Source organism: Allobosea sp. GW823-FHT01F03, assembly GCF_058798075.1.
The window spans coordinates 396,475-413,433 of record NZ_CM179505.1 but is presented as its reverse complement, the minus strand read 5'-3'; the positions used below and the strand labels follow the sequence as shown (position 1 = coordinate 413,433).

The following is a 16,959-nucleotide window of genomic DNA, read 5'->3' as shown; positions in this document are numbered from 1 at the left end:
ATCTCAGGGGTTCAGCCGATAGCCACCGGCATCGGTCACGAGGAGGCGGGCATTGGCGGGGTCGGGCTCGATCTTCTGCCGGAGCCGGTAGATATGCGTCTCCAGCGTATGGGTCGTGACCTGCGAATTATAGCCCCAGACCTCCTGCAGCAGCACCTCGCGCGCGATCGGCTTGCGCCCGGCACGGTAGAGGAAGCGCAGGATCGCGGTTTCCTTCTCGGTCAGCTTGGTCTTCGAGCCCTTGGCGTTGACTAGGAGCTTCGAGCCCGGATGGAAAGTGTAGGGCCCGACCTGAAAGACCGCGTCCTCGCTGGCTTCGTATTGCCGCAGATGGGCCCGGATCCGGGCGAGCAGGACGGCGAACTTGAACGGCTTGACGACGTAATCATTGGCGCCTGCCTCGAGCCCGAGCACGGTGTCGGCGTCCGAGCCCTGGCCGGTCAGCATGATCACCGGGCTCTTGAAGCCGTTCTTGCGCATCAGCTTGACCGCCTCGCGCCCGTCCATGTCGGGCAGGCCGACATCCATCACGACGAGGTCGACGCGCTCGGCCTGGACCATCCTGACGCTGCCGGTCGCCGTCTCGGTCGAGGAAACCCGGAACTCGTCATAGAGCGCCAGCTGCTCGGCAAGCGCGTCGCGCAGACTCTGGTCGTCGTCGACGAGCAGGATATGATGCGTGGCTGACATGAGACCGATTCAGCTCGATTGCGTTCGTGCCGACACTAGAGCATGGCAGGAAAAAGTGGGAACCGGTTTTTCACGCAGGCCATTCGCCAAGCCTATGCCGGCGATCACGTTTTTCTCATTTGTCCCGCTTGGCGCAGTCGCGGCCTGGCGCCGGCCCGCGCAAGAGCCGATCGCAAGCGAACTTTCGCGTTCACCCGCCGCTAACCCTCCGACGCGAATCTTGCAGCAACCGGCCCAACAAAGGCGCCGGCAAGCCGTCCAGGACAAGGATCGCCGTGAGCAAAGCTGAAAACCGTGCCGGCGCGAGCCGGTTGACGCGGATCATCGTGGTGCGCTCGGTGCGCGATCCGCGCAAGGGTTTCCTGAAGGCCGGCGCAGCGGTCTTTCCCTGCGCGCTCGGCCGCTCCGGCATCAAAGTCGACAAGCGCGAAGGCGATGGCGGCACCCCCAGGGCGAAACTGCCGCTGCGCCGCCTGTTCTTCCGCGGCGACCGGCTGCCGCGCCCCGCGAGCCTCCTGCCGGCGCGCCGGATCGGCACGCGCGACGCCTGGTGCGACGACATGGCCGACCGGCGCTACAACCGGTTGATCGACCGCCCGCCGGGCGAGGCCGAGGAGCGGCTCGCCCGCGCCGACCATCTCTACGACATCATCGTCGAGCTCGGCTGGAACGACGCACCTGTCAGGCGCGGCCGGGGCAGCGCGATCTTCTGGCACCTGGCCCGGCCCGGCTTCACGCCGACCGCCGGCTGCGTCGCGGTCGAGGGCCATGTCTTCGCCAAGGTCCTGCCACGGCTGGCGCGGGCCTGCACCTTGGTGGTCCGCTAGCAGCCACGCAGCTCGGCCTTCTACGAGGCTTGCAAAGCCCGCCACCTCATCGATACTGGCTGGGAGCACCGTCTCGACGAACAGATTCGCGGCAGCGTCCCGACTTGGCACCGCCCAGGCAGGCACGCTGATCCACGCAGCGAGACCTTGCCATGAACGACAGCTCTCCTCGCCCGATCGGCTTCGGCCGCGTCGCCGCCATGTTTCCCGTCCGGGACATGGCGCGCGCCCACGCCTTCTACGTCGGCGTGCTGGGTTTCACGAAAACCTTCGAGAACGGCCAGCCGGTCGGCTTCATGATCCTGAAGAAGGACGGGGCCGAGATCCATCTGACCCTGCAGAAGGATCACAAGGCCGCGCCCTTCAACATCGCCCACATGATGGTCGCGGACGTCGACGCCTTGCACGAGCTCTGCCGTTCGCACGGCCTGCGCATCGTCAAGGGCCTGCGCGACAAGGATTACGGCTTGCGCGCCTTCGTCTTCGAGGATCCGGACGGCAATCGCATCGATGTCGGCCAGCCGATCTGAGGTCAGCCCTCGGCACTACCAGGCACTACCCAAAACCGTCAGCGATATCAGCTGATTATCCGGTAGTGCCGTAATCGCGCGCGCCGAAGATCGCGCTACCGACGCGCACATGCGTGGCGCCGAGCTGGATCGCCGCCTCGTAATCGGCGCTCATACCCATGGAGAGGGTCTTGAGCCCGTTGCGGGCCGCGATCTTGGCGAGCAGCGCGAAATGCGGCGAAGGCGGCTCGTCGGCCGGCGGGATGCACATCAGCCCCTCGATCTCCAGCCCGTAGGTCACCCGGCAGCTCGTCAGGAAGGCGTCCACATCGGCCGGCAGCACGCCACCCTTCTGCGGTTCGGCCCCGGTATTGACCTGGACGATCAGCCGCGGCGCGCGGCCGCTGCGGGCGATCTCGCGCGACAATTCCTTGGCGAGGCTCTCGCGGTCGAGCGAATGGATCGCATCGAACAGCGCCACCGCCTCCTTCGCCTTGTTGGACTGCAGCGGCCCGATCATGTGCAGCCGCGCATGCGGGAAGCGCTCGCGCAGCTCCGGCCATTTCGCCTTGGCTTCCTGCACATAGTTCTCGCCGAAATCGATCTGCCCGGCTTGGAGAACCGGCAAGATCGCGTCCACCGGCTTGGTCTTGGAGACGGCGATCAGCGTTACATCCTCGGGCTTGCGGCCGAAATCATCCGCGGCTCGCGCGATCGCGGCTCTGGTCTCCTGCAATCCCGTCAGTGCATCCTGCATTGTCTCGCCCCTTGCCCGCATCGCAGCCAAACCGTTCCAAACATTGACCCGGCGCGTCCGATGGTGTCCTAGTCCGGGCGAGTCCGATCACGCAAGAACGACACGATCAGCATGGCCGCCGAACGCTACAATCCGAAGGAAGCCGAGCCGAAATGGCGCAAGGTCTGGGATGAGCGCAAGCTCTTCGAGACCCGCAACGACGATACGCGCCCGGCCTATTACGTCCTCGAGATGTTTCCCTATCCCTCGGGACGCATTCATATGGGCCATGTCCGGAACTACGCGATGGGCGACGTTGTCGCACGCTACAAGCGCGCCAAGGGTTTCGCCGTGCTCCATCCGATGGGATGGGACGCCTTCGGCCTGCCGGCGGAGAACGCGGCCAAGGCCAACAAGGTACATCCGCGCGAATGGACCTATGCCAATATCGCGACGATGCGCACCCAGCTGCAGTCGATGGGCCTGTCGCTCGACTGGAGCCGCGAGCTCGCCACCTGCGACCCCGGCTATTACCGCCACCAGCAGAAGCTCTTCCTCGATTTCCTCAAGGCCGGGCTGGTCGACCGCAAGACCGCCAAGGTCAACTGGGACCCGGTCGACGAGACCGTGCTCGCCAATGAGCAGGTCATCGACGGCCGCGGCTGGCGCTCGGGCGCCGTCGTCGAGCAGCGCGAGCTGACCCAGTGGTTCTTCAAGATCACCAATTATGCCCAGGAGCTCAATGACGCGCTCGACGGGCTGGAGCGCTGGCCGGACAAGGTCCGTCTGATGCAGAAGAACTGGATCGGCCGCTCCGAGGGGCTGCTGATTCGTTTCGCGCTCGAATCGAACGGGCTCGGCCAGGACGAGCTGGAAATCTACACGACCCGGCCGGACACGCTGTTCGGCGCGAAGTTCATGGCGGTCGCAGCGGACCATCCGCTCGCCAAGGCGGCAGCGCGCGACAACCCCGAGCTGCAGGCCTTCATAACCGAGTGCAAGCGCACCGGCACCGCCCAGGAGGCGATCGACAAGGCCGGCAAGCTCGGCTTCGACACCGGCCTGCGCGCCATCCATCCCTTTGATTCCAACTGGACTTTGCCGATCTATGTGGCGAACTTCATCCTGATGGAATACGGCACCGGCGCGATCTTCGGCTGCCCGGCGCATGACCAGCGCGACCTCGACTTCGTCAACAAATACGACCTCGGCAATACCCCGGTGGTCTGCCCGGAGGGCATCGACCCCGCGAGCTTCGTGATCACCGACACCGCCTTTACCGACGATGGCCGGATGATCAATTCGCGCTTCCTCGACGGTATGACCATTCCGGAGGCGAAAGAGGAGGTCGCGCGGCGTCTCGAGGCGGAAACCCGCGGCAACCGTCCGGTCGGCCAGCGCAAGGTCAATTTCCGCCTGCGCGACTGGGGCATCTCGCGCCAGCGCTACTGGGGCTGCCCGATCCCGATCATCCACTGTGCCGATTGCGGCACGGTGCCGGTGCCGGAAGAGCAGCTGCCGGTGAAGCTGCCGGACGACATCTCCTTCGACAAGCCGGGCAATCCGCTCGACCATCATCCGAGCTGGAAGCATGTCGCCTGCCCGCAATGCGGCAAGCCGGCGCGCCGCGAAACCGACACGATGGACACCTTCGTCGATTCGTCCTGGTATTTCGCGCGCTTCACCAATCCCTGGCTCGAAACCAGCCCGACCGAGCGTAGCGCGGTCGACCGCTTCCTGCCGATCAACCAGTATATCGGCGGGGTCGAGCACGCGATCCTGCACCTGCTCTATTCGCGCTTCTTCACCCGCGCCATGAAGGCGACCGGCCATGCCGGCGTGGACGAGCCTTTCGACGGCATGTTCACCCAGGGCATGGTCGTGCACGAGACCTATCGGGCGCAGGACGGCGCCTGGGTAGAGCCGGGCGATGTCCGCATCGAGAGCAATGGCAGCGAGCGGCGTGGCTTCCATGTCGACACCGGCGCCCCGATCGAGATCGGCTCGATCGAGAAGATGTCGAAGTCGAAGAAGAACGTCGTCGATCCCGACGACATCATCGCCTCCTACGGCGCCGATACCGCCCGCTGGTTCATGCTCTCCGATTCCCCGCCGGATCGCGACGTGATCTGGAGCGACGAAGGCGTCCAGGGTGCCGCCCGCTTCGTCCAGCGCCTCTGGCGTCTGGTCAGCGAGATCGCCGCGCGCACCGGCAACCAGGTCAGCCGCCCTGCCGGCTTCGGCGATGCCGGCACCTTGCTGCGCAAGGCGAGCCACCGGGCCCTGCATGCGGTCGGCGCCGATATCGAGCGGCTGGCCTTCAACCGTTGCGTCGCGCAGGTCTATTCGCTGACCAACGCCATCGCCAAGACCGCCGATGCCGCTGCGGAAAGCGCCGAGCTTCCGGCCGATATCGGCTTCGCCCTGCATGAATCCGCCATGATCGCGACGCAGCTTGTCGCCCCGATGATGCCGCATCTCGCCGAGGAATGCTGGCAGGCGCTGGGCTTGCCGGGCCTCGCCGGCGAAGCAGCCTGGCCGGAAGCGGAAACGGATTTGTTACGCGATGACAGCATCATCCTTCCCGTGCAGATCAACGGCAAGAAGCGGGCGGAGCTGACCGTGGCGGCCGACGCCGATCCGCAGGCGGTCGAAGCGGCTGCGCGCGGCTCCGAGGCCGTTGTCAGGGCGCTGGAAGGCCGGACGATCCGCAAGATCATCGTGGTTCCCGGGAGAATCGTGAATGTCGTCGTCTGAAGCCGGATCCACCCGCCGTCGCGGCCGGCCGCTCGCGCTGGCCGCCGCTCTCACCCTGGCGGCACTCGCCGGCGGTTGTTTCCGGCCGCTCTATGCCGACGGTACGGTGAGCAAGGTCGGCGACAATGTCCGCAATGCCATGCTCAGCATCGAGGTGCCCGAGATCAAGGGCCTGGTCGGCCACTATCTGCGCAACGAACTCGTCTTCGAGCTCGATGGCGGCGGCGCGCCCGATCTGCAGAAGAAGTTCCGCCTCGTCGCCACCACCAGCGAGACGCTCGAGGTCATCACCGTCGACTACGCCAACGGCCGCGCCGATTCGGCGATTCTGGTTGCGACGGCCGACTGGCAATTGCTCCGCAACGGTTCCAACGAGGTCATCGCCTCCGGGCAGAGCGTGGTGCGCGCACCCTATGAACGCTCGACCCAACGTTTCGCCAGCCTGCGGGCCGCGCGCGACGCCCAGATCCGGGCAGCCAAGAATCTGGCCCAGCTGATCCGCGCCCGTATCGCCGCCGACCTGACCGCCTGAAGGCGGCCCGGCCGCCATGGCGACGATCAAGGCCCATGAAGCCGACCGGACGCTGGCGCGGCCGGATCCGGCCTGGCGGCTCTTCCTGTTCTACGGTCCCGATGCCGGGCTCGTCTCGGAGCGCGCGGCCGCGCTGGCGCGGACCAGCGTCGACGATCCGCAGGATGCCTTCCAGCTGGTGCGGATGAGCGGTGACGACATCGCTGCAGATCCGCTCAAACTGGTCGACGAGGCCAACACCATCGGCCTGTTCGGCGGCCGGCGCGCCATCCGCGTTTCCGTGACATCCAAGCCTCTGCTGGCGGCGGTCGAGCCATTGCTGGCGACACCCTCCAGGGATGCGGTGGTCATCGTCGAGGCCGGCGACCTGCAGCGTTCCAACCCGCTACGAACCGCTTGCGAGAAAGCCCGGAGCGCCCTCGCCGTGCCCTGTTATGGCGATGCGGCGCGCGATCTCGGCGGCATCGTCGACGAGATGGTGCGTGGCGCCGGCAAGACCATCGATCGGGCGACGCGCGAGGCGCTGGTCGGGCTGCTCGGCGGCGATCGCCAGACCTCGCGGCAGGAGATCGACAAGCTGATCCTCTATGCCGGCCAGGACACCGGCATCAGCCTCGCCCATGTCGAGGCCGTGGTCGGCGATACCGCGCAGCGGGAACAGGCGAGCGTTGTCGATGCCGTCTTCGCCGGCCGCTTTGCCGGGCTCGATCTGGCACTCGGGAAGCTGACCGGCGAGGGGCTCGACATGGGCGTGCTGCTCGGAGCGGTGCTGCGCCATGCGCTCGCCCTGATGAAGGCCCGCTTCGCGCTCGACAGCGGCCGCAGCGCCCGCGACGCGGTCGCGGCCATGCGGCTGCCTTATCCCCGCCTCGCACAGGCCGAGGCGGCCCTCGGCGCCTGGAACGCCGTCAAGCTGAAGGATGCCGTCGCTGTTCTCGGCGCCGCGATGGTCGCGGTGCGTCGCGATGGCGAGATGAGCCGGCCCGTGGCCATGCGGGCGCTCTGGACGCTGACGCGCATGGCGTCCTCCGGCCGCGGCTAGAGCATCCGGCTGAAAAGCGGATTCCGCTCTTTGGAAAGATCCGCTGCATAATCAAGAAGATAGGACATCTCACCAAGCGAGCCCGCTTAGCTGTAAAAATGCTCCGATCAGGCCTTCAGCCGCCGACACAGCGCATCGAGCTGCTCCAGCGTCTTGTAGGAGATCTTCATCTCGCCGCCGCCATTGGCGCGGTGCTTGATCGCGACGCTCAGGCCCAGCGCCTCTTCCAGGGCCTTCTCGACGGCTCGGGTATCCGGATCCTTCTCCGGCCTTGGCGCTGCAGCAGCATGCGGGACGCTCTTGGTCTCACCGCGCGCTTCCTCCTGACCGAGCCGCTCGATATCGCGCACCGTCAGTCCCTGTTCGACAATCCGCTTCGCGACCTGTTCCGGGTCCGAAACAGAGAGCAAGGCGCGGGCATGGCCCGCCGAAACTGCGCCTTCGCTGACCATTTGCCGCACCGGCTCCGGCAGCTTGCTGAGCCGCAGCGTATTGGCGACATGGCTGCGGCTCTTGCCGATCACCTTGGCGAGATCGTTCTGGGTATAGTCGAATTCGGCGATCAGGCGCTCATAGCCCGCCGCCTCCTCGATCGCGTTGAGATCGGCGCGCTGCACATTCTCGACGATCGCGATCTCCAGCGCCTCACGGTCATTGGCCTCGACCTGGATGACCGGAACCTCGTGAAGCCCGGCGCGCTGGGCCGCCCGCCAGCGCCGTTCGCCGGCGATGATCTCGTAAGCGTCGAGCATGCCCGGGAAGGCCCGCACGATGATCGGCTGCAGGATGCCGCGCTCCCGCACCGATGCGGTAAGGTCGTCGAGCTCGGCATCGTCGAAGAGGCGACGCGGATTGCGTGCGCTCGGCCGCAGGAACTCGACCGGGACCTTGCGCTGGCCCCGCGCCCGCTCCATTGCGCCGATCTCGTCTCCGACATCGCCGATAAGCGCGGCGAGACCACGGCCAAGACGCGAGCGTCCCTGTTCCTCAGCCATCGTCAACCTCTTGAACTTTCTACGTCTTTTCGGATTCAGGCGGCGGCGCGCAGACTGCGCTCGCGCCTGATGACTTCGGAGGCCAGCCTGAGATAAGCCTGCGAACCGGCGCAGCGCAGATCATAGAGAAGCGCGGGCTTGCCATAGGACGGCGCCTCGGACACCCGCACATTGCGCGGGATCACCGTCTCGTAGACCTTGTCGCCAAGGAAGTCGCGGACATCGGCCATGACCTGGCCGGAGAGATTATTGCGCGGGTCGTACATGGTCAGCACCACGCCCTGGATGATCAGGCGCGGATTGAGGCCGGCACGGACCTGCTCGACCGTCTTCAGGAGCTGGCTGAGGCCTTCCAGGGCGAAGAACTCGCATTGCAACGGCACCAGCACGGCATCCGACGCCGTCATCGCGTTGATCGTGATCAGGCTGAGCGAGGGCGGGCAGTCGATCAGGATATAGGTCAGGTCATTGCAGCGCTGGTCGTGCTCGAGTTCGTCGACCGCCTTCTTCAGGCGCTGCACCCGATCCTTCTCGCTGGCGATCTCCAGCTCGACGCCGAGCAGGTCGAGCGTCGAGGGCGCAATGAACAGATTGGGAACGGCGGTCGCCTGCATCGCGGCACCGAGGCCGATATCGCCGCACAGCACGTCATAGGTCGAGGCGCGCCGGCTCTTGCGATCGACGCCGAGCCCGGTCGAGGCGTTGCCCTGCGGGTCGAGATCGATGATCAGCACCTTCTCGCCGATCGCCGCCAGCGCGGTGCCGAGATTGATTGCCGTCGTGGTCTTGCCGACGCCGCCCTTCTGATTGGCGAGGGCCAGGACACGAGGCCGGCCGGAGCTTGGCCGAGGGCCTAGGTCGTTCATGGGTCGGTCCGCTTCTGAGCGTTGCGGATCACCAGGATACGCGCCGCCGAATCCGTAACGGAAGGAAACGTTGATGCCTGAATCTTCCAATATTTAGAAGCCTCGGTCAATTCGGCATCTAGATGTTGTCCCTTCGGAAAGACCCCGATCACACCGGTTCTCAACAGCTCTTTGCACCAGTCGAGCAGGAGCGGCAAAGATGCGAGCGCCCGCGCCGTCACCACATCGACCTTGCCGAGAAATTGCGGCATCGCATCCTCGATCCGGGCCGCATGAACCGTCACCGCTGCGCCGGTGAGCCTGGCCGCATGGCGCAGAAAGGCGCATTTGCGGGCGTTACTCTCGACCAGATCGATATGTCCGCCAACTTCCGCCAGTCGGATTCCAAGGACCAGCCCGGGAAAGCCACCGCCAGAACCGAGATCGAGCCAGCGCCGGGCCTCGGGCGCATGGTCGAAGAGCTGCAGCGAATCGGCGATGTGCCGGGTCCAGACCTCGTCGAGCGTCGCAGTCGAAACCAGATTCTTGGCACGCTGCCAGCGCTCGAGCTCGGCGACGAGGATGGCGAGGCGCTCCTCTGTTTCACGTGAAACAGGAGTCAAGCTCAAACCGCGCAGACGGTCCGAGTTATCAACTGTACGCACAGTCATGGTTCCGCTGCGGTAACGGTTGCGGATTTTCGTCGCCGCGCATGCGCCGCCAGCAAGGTCAGCGCAGCCGGCGTCATGCCTTCGATCCGGCCGGCCTGCGCCAGATTGGCGGGCTGCGCGGCTTCGAGCTTCGCACGCAACTCATTGGAAAGTCCGGAGATCCCGGCGAGGTCGAGATCCTGCGGCAGGCTCAGCGCCTGGTCGCGCTGATAGGAATCGATCTCGGCCGACTGCCGGTCGAGATAGACCGCATAGGTCGCGTCGGCGCTGACGCGCATCGTCACATCCTCCGGATAGCCGGCGAGATCGGGCCAGGCCCTGGTCAGGGCGTCGAATTCGATCCCGGGATAGGAGAGGATCTCGAAAAGGCTGCGCTTGACCCCATCGCGATTGACCTGCAGGCCGGCCGCTGTTGCCTCGGACGGCGTCAGCACGCGCTGCTTCAACTGCCCTGTCAGCCCCGCGATCTGCTCCTGGCGCATCTCGAATTTGGCGCGCCGCGTCGCACCGACCAGACCGAGCGCGATCCCGAGCCCGGTCAGGCGTTCATCGGCATTGTCGACCCGTAGCGAGAGCCGGAATTCGGCGCGCGAGGTGAACATCCGATACGGCTCCGTAACGCCGCGCGTTACCAGATCGTCGATCATCACGCCGATATAGGACTGGGACCGGTCGAGCACGATCGGTTCGCTGCCGCCGGCACGCCGGGCAGCGTTGAGGCCCGCCACCAGGCCCTGGCCGGCAGCCTCTTCGTAACCTGTCGTGCCGTTGATCTGACCGGCGAGGAAAAGCCCGCGAATCGCCCGCGTCTCGAGACTGGCCGTCAGGGCCCGCGGATCGACGAAATCATATTCGATCGCATAGCCCGGCCGCAGCATCCTGGTGCGCTCGAGCCCCGGGATCGTCTTCAGCAGTCCGAGCTGGACGTCCTCGGGCAGCGAGGTCGAGATCCCGTTCGGATAGACCGTCGGATCGTCCAATCCCTCCGGCTCGAGGAAGACCTGATGGCCGTCGCGATCGCCGAAGCGGCCGACCTTATCCTCAATCGACGGGCAATAGCGCGGGCCGCGGCCTTCGATCTGCCCGGAGAACATCGGCGCACGATGCAGATTGGCGCGGATCAGCTCATGGGTCGCGAGCGTGGTGCGGGTGATACCGCAGGCGATCTGCGGCGTGGTGATCGCCGTCGTCAGCGCCGAGAACGGCTCCGGCGGGTCATCGCCGGCCTGCATGTCCAGCGCCGCCCAGTCGATCGTGCGGCCATCGAGCCGCGGCGGCGTCCCGGTCTTCAGGCGGCCGAGCGGGAAGCCGTACCGCTCCAGGGTGAGCGAAAGCCCGACCGAAGGCGCCTCGTCGACCCGCCCCGCTGCGATCTTCTTCTCGCCGATATGGACAAGGCCGCGCAGGAAGGTGCCAGTGGTCAGTACGACCGTTCCGCAACCGAATCGACGCCCGTCGCTGAGCACTACCCCACGAACCTGACCGTCGGCGACATCGAGATCGAAGGCTTCGCCCTCGATCAGATCGAGTCCGGAACAACCGGCGAGCGCCGCCTGCACCGCCTCGCGATAGAGCTTCCGGTCGGCCTGGGCCCGCGGCCCGCGCACCGCCGGGCCCTTGCGCCGGTTGAGCATGCGGAACTGGATGCCGCCCTGGTCGGCACAGCGCGCCATGATGCCGTCGAGCGCGTCGATCTCGCGGACGAGATGGCCTTTGCCGAGCCCGCCGATCGCCGGATTGCAGGACATCACCCCGATGGTGGCGAGCTTGTGGGTGAGCAGGGCCGTGCGCGCGCCGAGCCGAGCGGCCGCGGCGGCGGCTTCCGCCCCGGCATGGCCACCGCCGACGACGATCACGTCGTAATGCGTCGTTCCGATGCTGTCAGACATGCTTCTTCGCTAGCCAAGCCGATCGGCGCGGTCAATGAAAACACCGGTGATCGCGGCCTCGCCATCTGAAATCGCGCATGGTGCGCGATCTATTTGCCGATGCAGAAGCCGGAGAACAGGCTGTCGAGCACGTCCTCGACATCGATCCGCCCGACCAGCCGCTCCAGGGCTCGTGCCGCCAGCCGCAATTCCTCGGCGATCAGTTCGGGCTGACCTTGATCGAGCGCCTCGGCGCGGAGGATCGCGGCAACCGCTTCACCGACGGCGATCCGCTGCCTTTCGCGCGTCAGCAGTGCCGGTTCCGGGCTGGCCATTTCACGCAAGCGCGCGCCGATCAGGGCGATCAGTTCGCCCAGCCCGGCACCGCTCTGCGCGGAGACGCCGACCTCGCCCGGAACCTGCCGCCCCGGCAGGTCGATCTTGGTGGCGATCGCCAGGCTCGATGCGCCCGCGGGCAATGATACCGGGTCCGAATCGATTGCCCGAAGGTTCAGGGTGAGATCGGCATCGGCAACGCGCTGCAGCGCCCGCCGCACGCCCTCCGCTTCGATCTCGTCGGCGCTCTCACGCAGGCCGGCCGTATCGACCAGCAGGACGGGAATGCCGTCGAGATCGAGCCGGACCTCGATCGCATCGCGGGTCGTGCCGGCGATCGGCGAGACGATGGCGACGTCGCGGCGCGCCAGCGCATTGAGCAGGCTCGACTTTCCGGCATTGGGCGGCCCGGCCAGCACGACGACGAAGCCCTCGCGCACCCGCTCGCCGGCCCTGAAGCTGCCCAGCGCGGATTGAAGGCTCGGTAGTACCGTCCGCGCAATGCCGACGGCCTCCGCGATCAGCGGCCCCGAAACATCGCCCTCATCGGCAAAATCGATCTCCGCCTCGAGCAGCATCATCGCCTTGATCAGCGCGGCACGCCATTCGGCCGCGGCGATGCCGAGCGCGCCTTCCATCTGGCGCAGTGCCTGACGGCGCTGCCATTCCGTCTCCGAATCGATCAGGTCGGCCAGGCCCTCGACGGCGGCGAGATCGAGCTTTCCGGCCTCGAAGGCACGCCTTGTGAATTCGCCGGGCTCCGCGAGCCGTAGACCGGGCAGGGCGGTGAGGGTCGCCAGCAGCCGCGACAGCACTGCCCGCGAGCCATGGACCTGGAACTCCGCGACATCCTCGCCGGTGAAGCTCGCCGGGCCCGGAAAATACAGCGCCAGGCCCTGGTCGATCACCTCGCCGTCGCAATCGCGCAAAGCGGAAAGCCTGGCGAGGCGCGGCTTCGGCACCGTTCCCAGAATCGTTTCGAGAACGAATCGGACCTGGCTGCCGGAGACCCGCACCACGGCGACGCCGGCCCGGCCGGCGGCAGAGGACAGCGCCACGATCGTCGGATAGGCTGCTCCAGTCATACCGTGCTCCTCCGCCGGCCTATCCCATAAGCCTGGCCGGCTCCGTCTTGGAAGCCCGCCCATGAACCGCCTCAAGCACGCCGCCAGCCCCTATCTGCTGCAGCATCGCGACAATCCCGTCGACTGGTGGGAATGGAGCGAAGAGGCCTTTGCCGAAGCGAGGGCGAGCCGGCGTCCGGTCCTGCTCTCGATCGGCTATGCCGCCTGTCACTGGTGCCACGTCATGGCGCATGAAAGCTTCGAGGACCCCGCGACAGCCGCGGTGATGAACGAGCTCTTCGTGAACATCAAGGTCGATCGCGAGGAACGGCCGGATCTCGACCATGTCTACATGAACGCGCTGCACAGTCTCGGCGAGCAGGGTGGCTGGCCGCTGACCATGTTCCTCGATTCGGACGGTGCGCCGTTCTGGGGCGGCACCTATTTCCCGCCCACGGCGCGCTATGGCAGGCCGAGCTTCGTCTCCGTGCTGCGCCAGCTCGCCGGCATCCACCGCGAGGATCCCGAACGCATCCGCCGCAATGCCGAGGCGATCCGGCATGCCCTGCAGCAGCGCGAGGCCGACAGGTTCGACGACGCCGTGCCGGAGCCCGATCTCGACGGCATCGCCCGCGGCATCGCCAGGCGCTTCGACCGCGATCATGGCGGGCTCGCCGGCGCCCCGAAATTCCCCAATCCCGGCCTGATCGAATTGCTCTGGCGCCATGCGCAGCGCAGCGCCGATCATGATTCCCGCCAGGCGGTGAGCCGGACGCTCGAGCAGATGGCGCGCGGCGGCATCCATGACCATCTCGGCGGCGGCTTTGCCCGCTATGCGGTCGACGAGCGCTGGCTCGTGCCGCATTTCGAGAAGATGCTCTACGACAACGCGCAGCTCCTGCCGCTCTATGCACTCGAGGCGGCGCGAACGAGCGATCCGCTCATGCTGGAGGCCGCGGAGGGCATCGTCGCCTGGCTGGAGCGCGACATGCTTCTGCCGGAAGGCGCCTTCGCCGCCAGCCTCGACGCCGATTCGGAAGGCGAGGAGGGCAAGTTCTATGTCTGGACGGCAACGGAGCTCGCACGGCTGTTCGAGGCGGACGACGCGGCCCTGTTCGCGCAGCACTATGACGTGACCGCCGAAGGCAATTGGGAAGGCCACGCCATCCTGAACCGGCTGGATACGCCCGATCCGTCCCCGGACATCGCGGCGGTTCTCACCGAGCTGCGCGCCAGCCTGCTCACCGCCCGCAGCAAGCGTGTTCCGCCCGGTCGCGATGACAAGATCCTGGCCGACTGGAACGGGCTGATGATTTCGGGCCTCGCCCGCGCCGCCGGACTCCTCGGGCGGAAGGACTGGATTCCGCTCGCCGTTGGCGCCTTTCGTTTCGTTGCCGAATCCATGGCGGATGGTGATGGCCTCGCCCACTCCTACCGGGGCGGTCGGCTGATCGCGCCGGGCTTCGCGCTCGACCATGCCGCGATGGCCGAGGCCGCTCTGGCGCTGCATGACTCAACGGGAGATCAGCACTACCTCGCTCTCGCCAGACGCTGGAGCTTGCATCTGGAGCGGTACTACCGCGAGCCGGGCCCGGGGCTCTTGCGCATGACTCGGGCTGACTCTGCGGAACTACCGGTCATACCGAGGCCGACTCACGACGATGCCGTGCCCAATGCCAATGGCCTGCACGCCGCCAATCTGTTGCGCAGCGCCGCGCAGACCGGTCTGCCAGCCGATCGTGAGCAGGCCGACCGGTTTCTCGCGGCCATACTCGCCGCGGCCGCCCGCGCCCCGATGGCTCATGGCTCGGCGCTGAACGCCTGTGACCTCGCGCGCAATGGCGTCGAGATCGTGCTCGCCGGGCCGGATCGCGAAGCCTTCCGCGAGGCGGCCCTGGCACTACCGCATCTGACGAGCATCCTCGTCGACTGCCCCGATCCAGAAGGCCTGCCGGCCGATCATCCCGCCCAGGCCTATGCCAGGCAGGCTGGCGCTGGCGCCGCCTTCATCTGTCGGCATGGAAGCTGCCTGCCACCCGTCACGGAGCCGAATCGATTGGCCGGGGCGGTCGCAGGCGCGCACTGATCTCCGACCGGACGTCGCTCACGAAAAAGGCCCCGGCTTCGAGCCGGGGCCTCTGCATTTCGCTGCGGCTATGATCGCCGCTCAGGTGTTCATCGAGTCGAAGAACTCGGAGTTCTGCTTGGTCTGGCGCAGCTTGTCGATCAGGAACTCGATCGCGTCCTGCGGGCCCATCGGGTTGAGGATGCGGCGCAGCACATAGGTCTTCTGCAGGTCCGAGCGCGGCGTGATGAGCTCTTCCTTGCGGGTGCCCGATTTGAGGATGTCGATCGCAGGGAAGATGCGCTTGTCCGCCACCTTGCGGTCGAGCACGATTTCCGAGTTACCGGTGCCCTTGAACTCCTCGAAGATGACTTCGTCCATGCGGCTGCCGGTATCGATCAGCGCGGTCGCGACGATGGTCAGCGAGCCCCCTTCCTCGATATTGCGGGCCGCGCCGAAGAAGCGCTTCGGGCGCTGCAGCGCATTGGCGTCGACACCGCCGGTCAGCACCTTGCCGGAGGACGGCACGACGGTGTTGTAGGCGCGGCCGAGGCGTGTGATCGAATCGAGCAGGATGACGACGTCGCGGCCATGCTCGACCAGACGCTTGGCCTTCTCGATCACCATCTCGGCAACCTGGACGTGACGGGTCGCCGGCTCGTCGAAGGTCGAGGACACCACCTCGCCCTTCACCGAGCGCTGCATGTCGGTGACTTCCTCGGGCCGCTCGTCGATCAGGAGGACGATCAGATAGCACTCGGGATGATTGGTGGTGATCGACTGCGCGATGTTCTGCAGCAGCACGGTCTTGCCGGTGCGCGGCGGCGCCACGATCAAGGCGCGCTGGCCCTTGCCGATCGGCGCGACAATGTCGATGACGCGCGGCGAGAAATCCTTCTTGGTCGGATCCTGCACTTCGAGCTTGAGCCGCTCATCCGGATAGAGCGGCGTCAGATTGTCGAAATGGATCTTGTGCCGGATCTTCTCGGGGTCTTCGAAATTGATCGTGTTGACCTTGAGCAGGGCGAAATAGCGCTCGCCATCCTTGGGTCCCCGGATCGGGCCTTCGACCGTGTCACCGGTGCGCAGGCCGAATTTCCGGATCTGCGAGGGCGAGACATAGATGTCGTCCGGGCCGGGCAGGTAGTTCGAATCGGAAGAACGCAGGAAGCCGAAGCCGTCCTGCAGCACCTCGACGACGCCTTCGCCGAGAATTTCGGTCTCCTTCGCCGCCAGCTGCTTCAGGATCGCGAACATGAGCTCCTGCTTGCGCATCGTGCTCGCATTCTCGACTTCCATGCCTTCGGCGAAGGCCAGCAATTCGGTCGGCGTTTTGACCTTGAGTTCGTGAAGCTTGATTTCCCGCATGGGGCACCTGGGTCTGGGTGTTAACGGCCCGGGCGGGGAGCCTCGGGCGGAGGCAGAGGAGGGGATCGACGGGATGGGGCGGATGGCCCACATGTCGGGATGTCGTGGTCGCCTGCGGGAGCAGTCGTGGCACGAGCCGTCGACGAGAGGAAGGACGCAAACAGGAAGCGCAACTTCTGATAGCTGCTTTCCCAGCGTCGCTCAAGCGGGAAACCGCAAATCCCGCCTCAGAACGGTTTGACGATCACCAGGATGACGATCACCGCCATGATCACCGCCGGCACCTCGTTGAGGATCCGGTAGAAGCGCGCCGACTTGTCGTTGCGGTCCTGCGCGAAGGCGCGGACCCGGCCGACCAGGTAGCCATGGATGCCGGACATCACCAGAGCGAGCAGAATCTTGCCGTGCAGCCAGCCGCCCTTGAAGGCGAAGCCGCTCCAGGCGAGGTAGAGGCCGAGGATCCAGGCCAGCGTCATCGACGGGTTGATGATGCCCTTCAGCAACCGCCTTTCCATGATTTTGAAGGTCTCTGACTGGATCGAGCCGATCTGCGCCTCAGCATGGTAGACCATCAGGCGGGGCAGATAGAGCATGCCCGCCATCCAGGCGATGATCGCGATCACATGGAAGGCTTTGATCCACTCATAGCTCACG

15 protein-coding genes are annotated in these 16,959 nt (G+C 66.2%); 6 read left to right on the top strand and 9 right to left on the bottom strand.

Going from position 1 to position 16,959, the window contains the following annotated elements:
* Positions 1–3: 3 nt before the first annotated feature.
* The gene (locus AC3RCC_RS01945) at positions 4–690 is read right to left on the bottom strand and encodes a response regulator transcription factor (RefSeq protein ID WP_291637456.1); all 687 of its coding nucleotides are present in this window, start codon (positions 688–690) and stop codon (positions 4–6) included.
* 275 nt (positions 691–965) lie between these two features.
* Between AC3RCC_RS01945 and AC3RCC_RS01940 the strand changes: the two genes are divergently transcribed.
* Positions 966–1,517: a L,D-transpeptidase family protein gene (locus AC3RCC_RS01940; RefSeq protein ID WP_492257431.1), complete on the top strand. Its 552-nt coding sequence runs from the start codon at positions 966–968 to the stop codon at positions 1,515–1,517.
* Between the two features lie 152 nt (positions 1,518–1,669).
* On the top strand, positions 1,670–2,047 hold the full coding sequence (locus tag AC3RCC_RS01935) for a glyoxalase superfamily protein (RefSeq protein WP_291637461.1): 378 nt from the start codon (positions 1,670–1,672) through the stop codon (positions 2,045–2,047).
* A gap of 55 nt (positions 2,048–2,102) precedes the next feature.
* Here AC3RCC_RS01935 and AC3RCC_RS01930 read toward each other — a convergent pair whose 3' ends face one another.
* Positions 2,103–2,783, bottom strand: coding sequence for a YggS family pyridoxal phosphate-dependent enzyme (locus AC3RCC_RS01930; RefSeq protein ID WP_492257430.1), 681 nt, complete (start codon positions 2,781–2,783; stop codon positions 2,103–2,105).
* Positions 2,784–2,894: 111 nt separating this feature from the next.
* On the opposite strand from AC3RCC_RS01930, the gene leuS reads away from it, so the two are divergent.
* The 3 genes from leuS to holA are packed head-to-tail and all read left to right on the top strand — an operon-like array spanning position 2,895 to position 7,093.
* Positions 2,895–5,519, top strand: coding sequence for a leucine--tRNA ligase (gene leuS, locus AC3RCC_RS01925; RefSeq protein WP_492257429.1), 2,625 nt, complete (start codon positions 2,895–2,897; stop codon positions 5,517–5,519).
* Positions 5,506–6,051: an LPS assembly lipoprotein LptE gene (locus AC3RCC_RS01920; protein ID WP_291637467.1), complete on the top strand. Its 546-nt coding sequence runs from the start codon at positions 5,506–5,508 to the stop codon at positions 6,049–6,051. Before leuS ends, AC3RCC_RS01920 begins: the two co-directional genes overlap by 14 nt.
* Before the next feature lie 16 nt (positions 6,052–6,067).
* A complete protein-coding gene (holA, locus tag AC3RCC_RS01915; protein ID WP_492257428.1) occupies positions 6,068–7,093 on the top strand; it encodes a DNA polymerase III subunit delta in 1,026 nt (341 codons plus the stop codon).
* A gap of 107 nt (positions 7,094–7,200) precedes the next feature.
* Here holA and AC3RCC_RS01910 read toward each other — a convergent pair whose 3' ends face one another.
* From AC3RCC_RS01910 to mnmE, 5 genes are all read right to left on the bottom strand, one after another.
* Entirely contained in the window at positions 7,201–8,088 is an 888-nt protein-coding gene (locus tag AC3RCC_RS01910) for a ParB/RepB/Spo0J family partition protein (protein ID WP_452119760.1), read from the bottom strand.
* Positions 8,089–8,123: 35 nt separating this feature from the next.
* Complete coding sequence (locus AC3RCC_RS01905) at positions 8,124–8,954, bottom strand: ParA family protein (RefSeq protein WP_452119759.1); 831 nt, start codon at positions 8,952–8,954, stop codon at positions 8,124–8,126.
* Positions 8,951–9,604, bottom strand: a complete 654-nt coding sequence (rsmG, locus tag AC3RCC_RS01900; RefSeq protein WP_291637475.1) for a 16S rRNA (guanine(527)-N(7))-methyltransferase RsmG — start codon at positions 9,602–9,604, stop codon at positions 8,951–8,953. The genes AC3RCC_RS01905 and rsmG overlap by 4 nt, the downstream gene beginning before the upstream one ends.
* Complete coding sequence (gene mnmG / locus AC3RCC_RS01895) at positions 9,601–11,493, bottom strand: tRNA uridine-5-carboxymethylaminomethyl(34) synthesis enzyme MnmG (protein ID WP_492257427.1); 1,893 nt, start codon at positions 11,491–11,493, stop codon at positions 9,601–9,603. The genes rsmG and mnmG overlap by 4 nt, the downstream gene beginning before the upstream one ends.
* Positions 11,494–11,582: 89 nt before the next feature.
* Positions 11,583–12,893 carry a tRNA uridine-5-carboxymethylaminomethyl(34) synthesis GTPase MnmE gene (mnmE, locus tag AC3RCC_RS01890; protein WP_492257426.1) on the bottom strand — a complete coding sequence of 437 codons (1,311 nt, stop codon included), beginning with the start codon at positions 12,891–12,893 and terminating at the stop codon, positions 11,583–11,585.
* A gap of 61 nt (positions 12,894–12,954) precedes the next feature.
* Between mnmE and AC3RCC_RS01885 the strand changes: the two genes are divergently transcribed.
* Complete coding sequence (locus tag AC3RCC_RS01885) at positions 12,955–14,958, top strand: thioredoxin domain-containing protein (protein WP_492257425.1); 2,004 nt, start codon at positions 12,955–12,957, stop codon at positions 14,956–14,958.
* An 81-nt stretch (positions 14,959–15,039) separates the two neighbouring features.
* Here the strand turns inward: AC3RCC_RS01885 and rho are convergent, their stop codons facing one another.
* Positions 15,040–16,305 carry a transcription termination factor Rho gene (gene rho / locus AC3RCC_RS01880; protein ID WP_291637484.1) on the bottom strand — a complete coding sequence of 422 codons (1,266 nt, stop codon included), beginning with the start codon at positions 16,303–16,305 and terminating at the stop codon, positions 15,040–15,042.
* A gap of 227 nt (positions 16,306–16,532) precedes the next feature.
* Positions 16,533–16,907, bottom strand: a complete 375-nt coding sequence (locus AC3RCC_RS01875) for a CopD family protein (protein WP_492258730.1) — start codon at positions 16,905–16,907, stop codon at positions 16,533–16,535.
* Positions 16,908–16,959 lie beyond the last annotated feature (52 nt).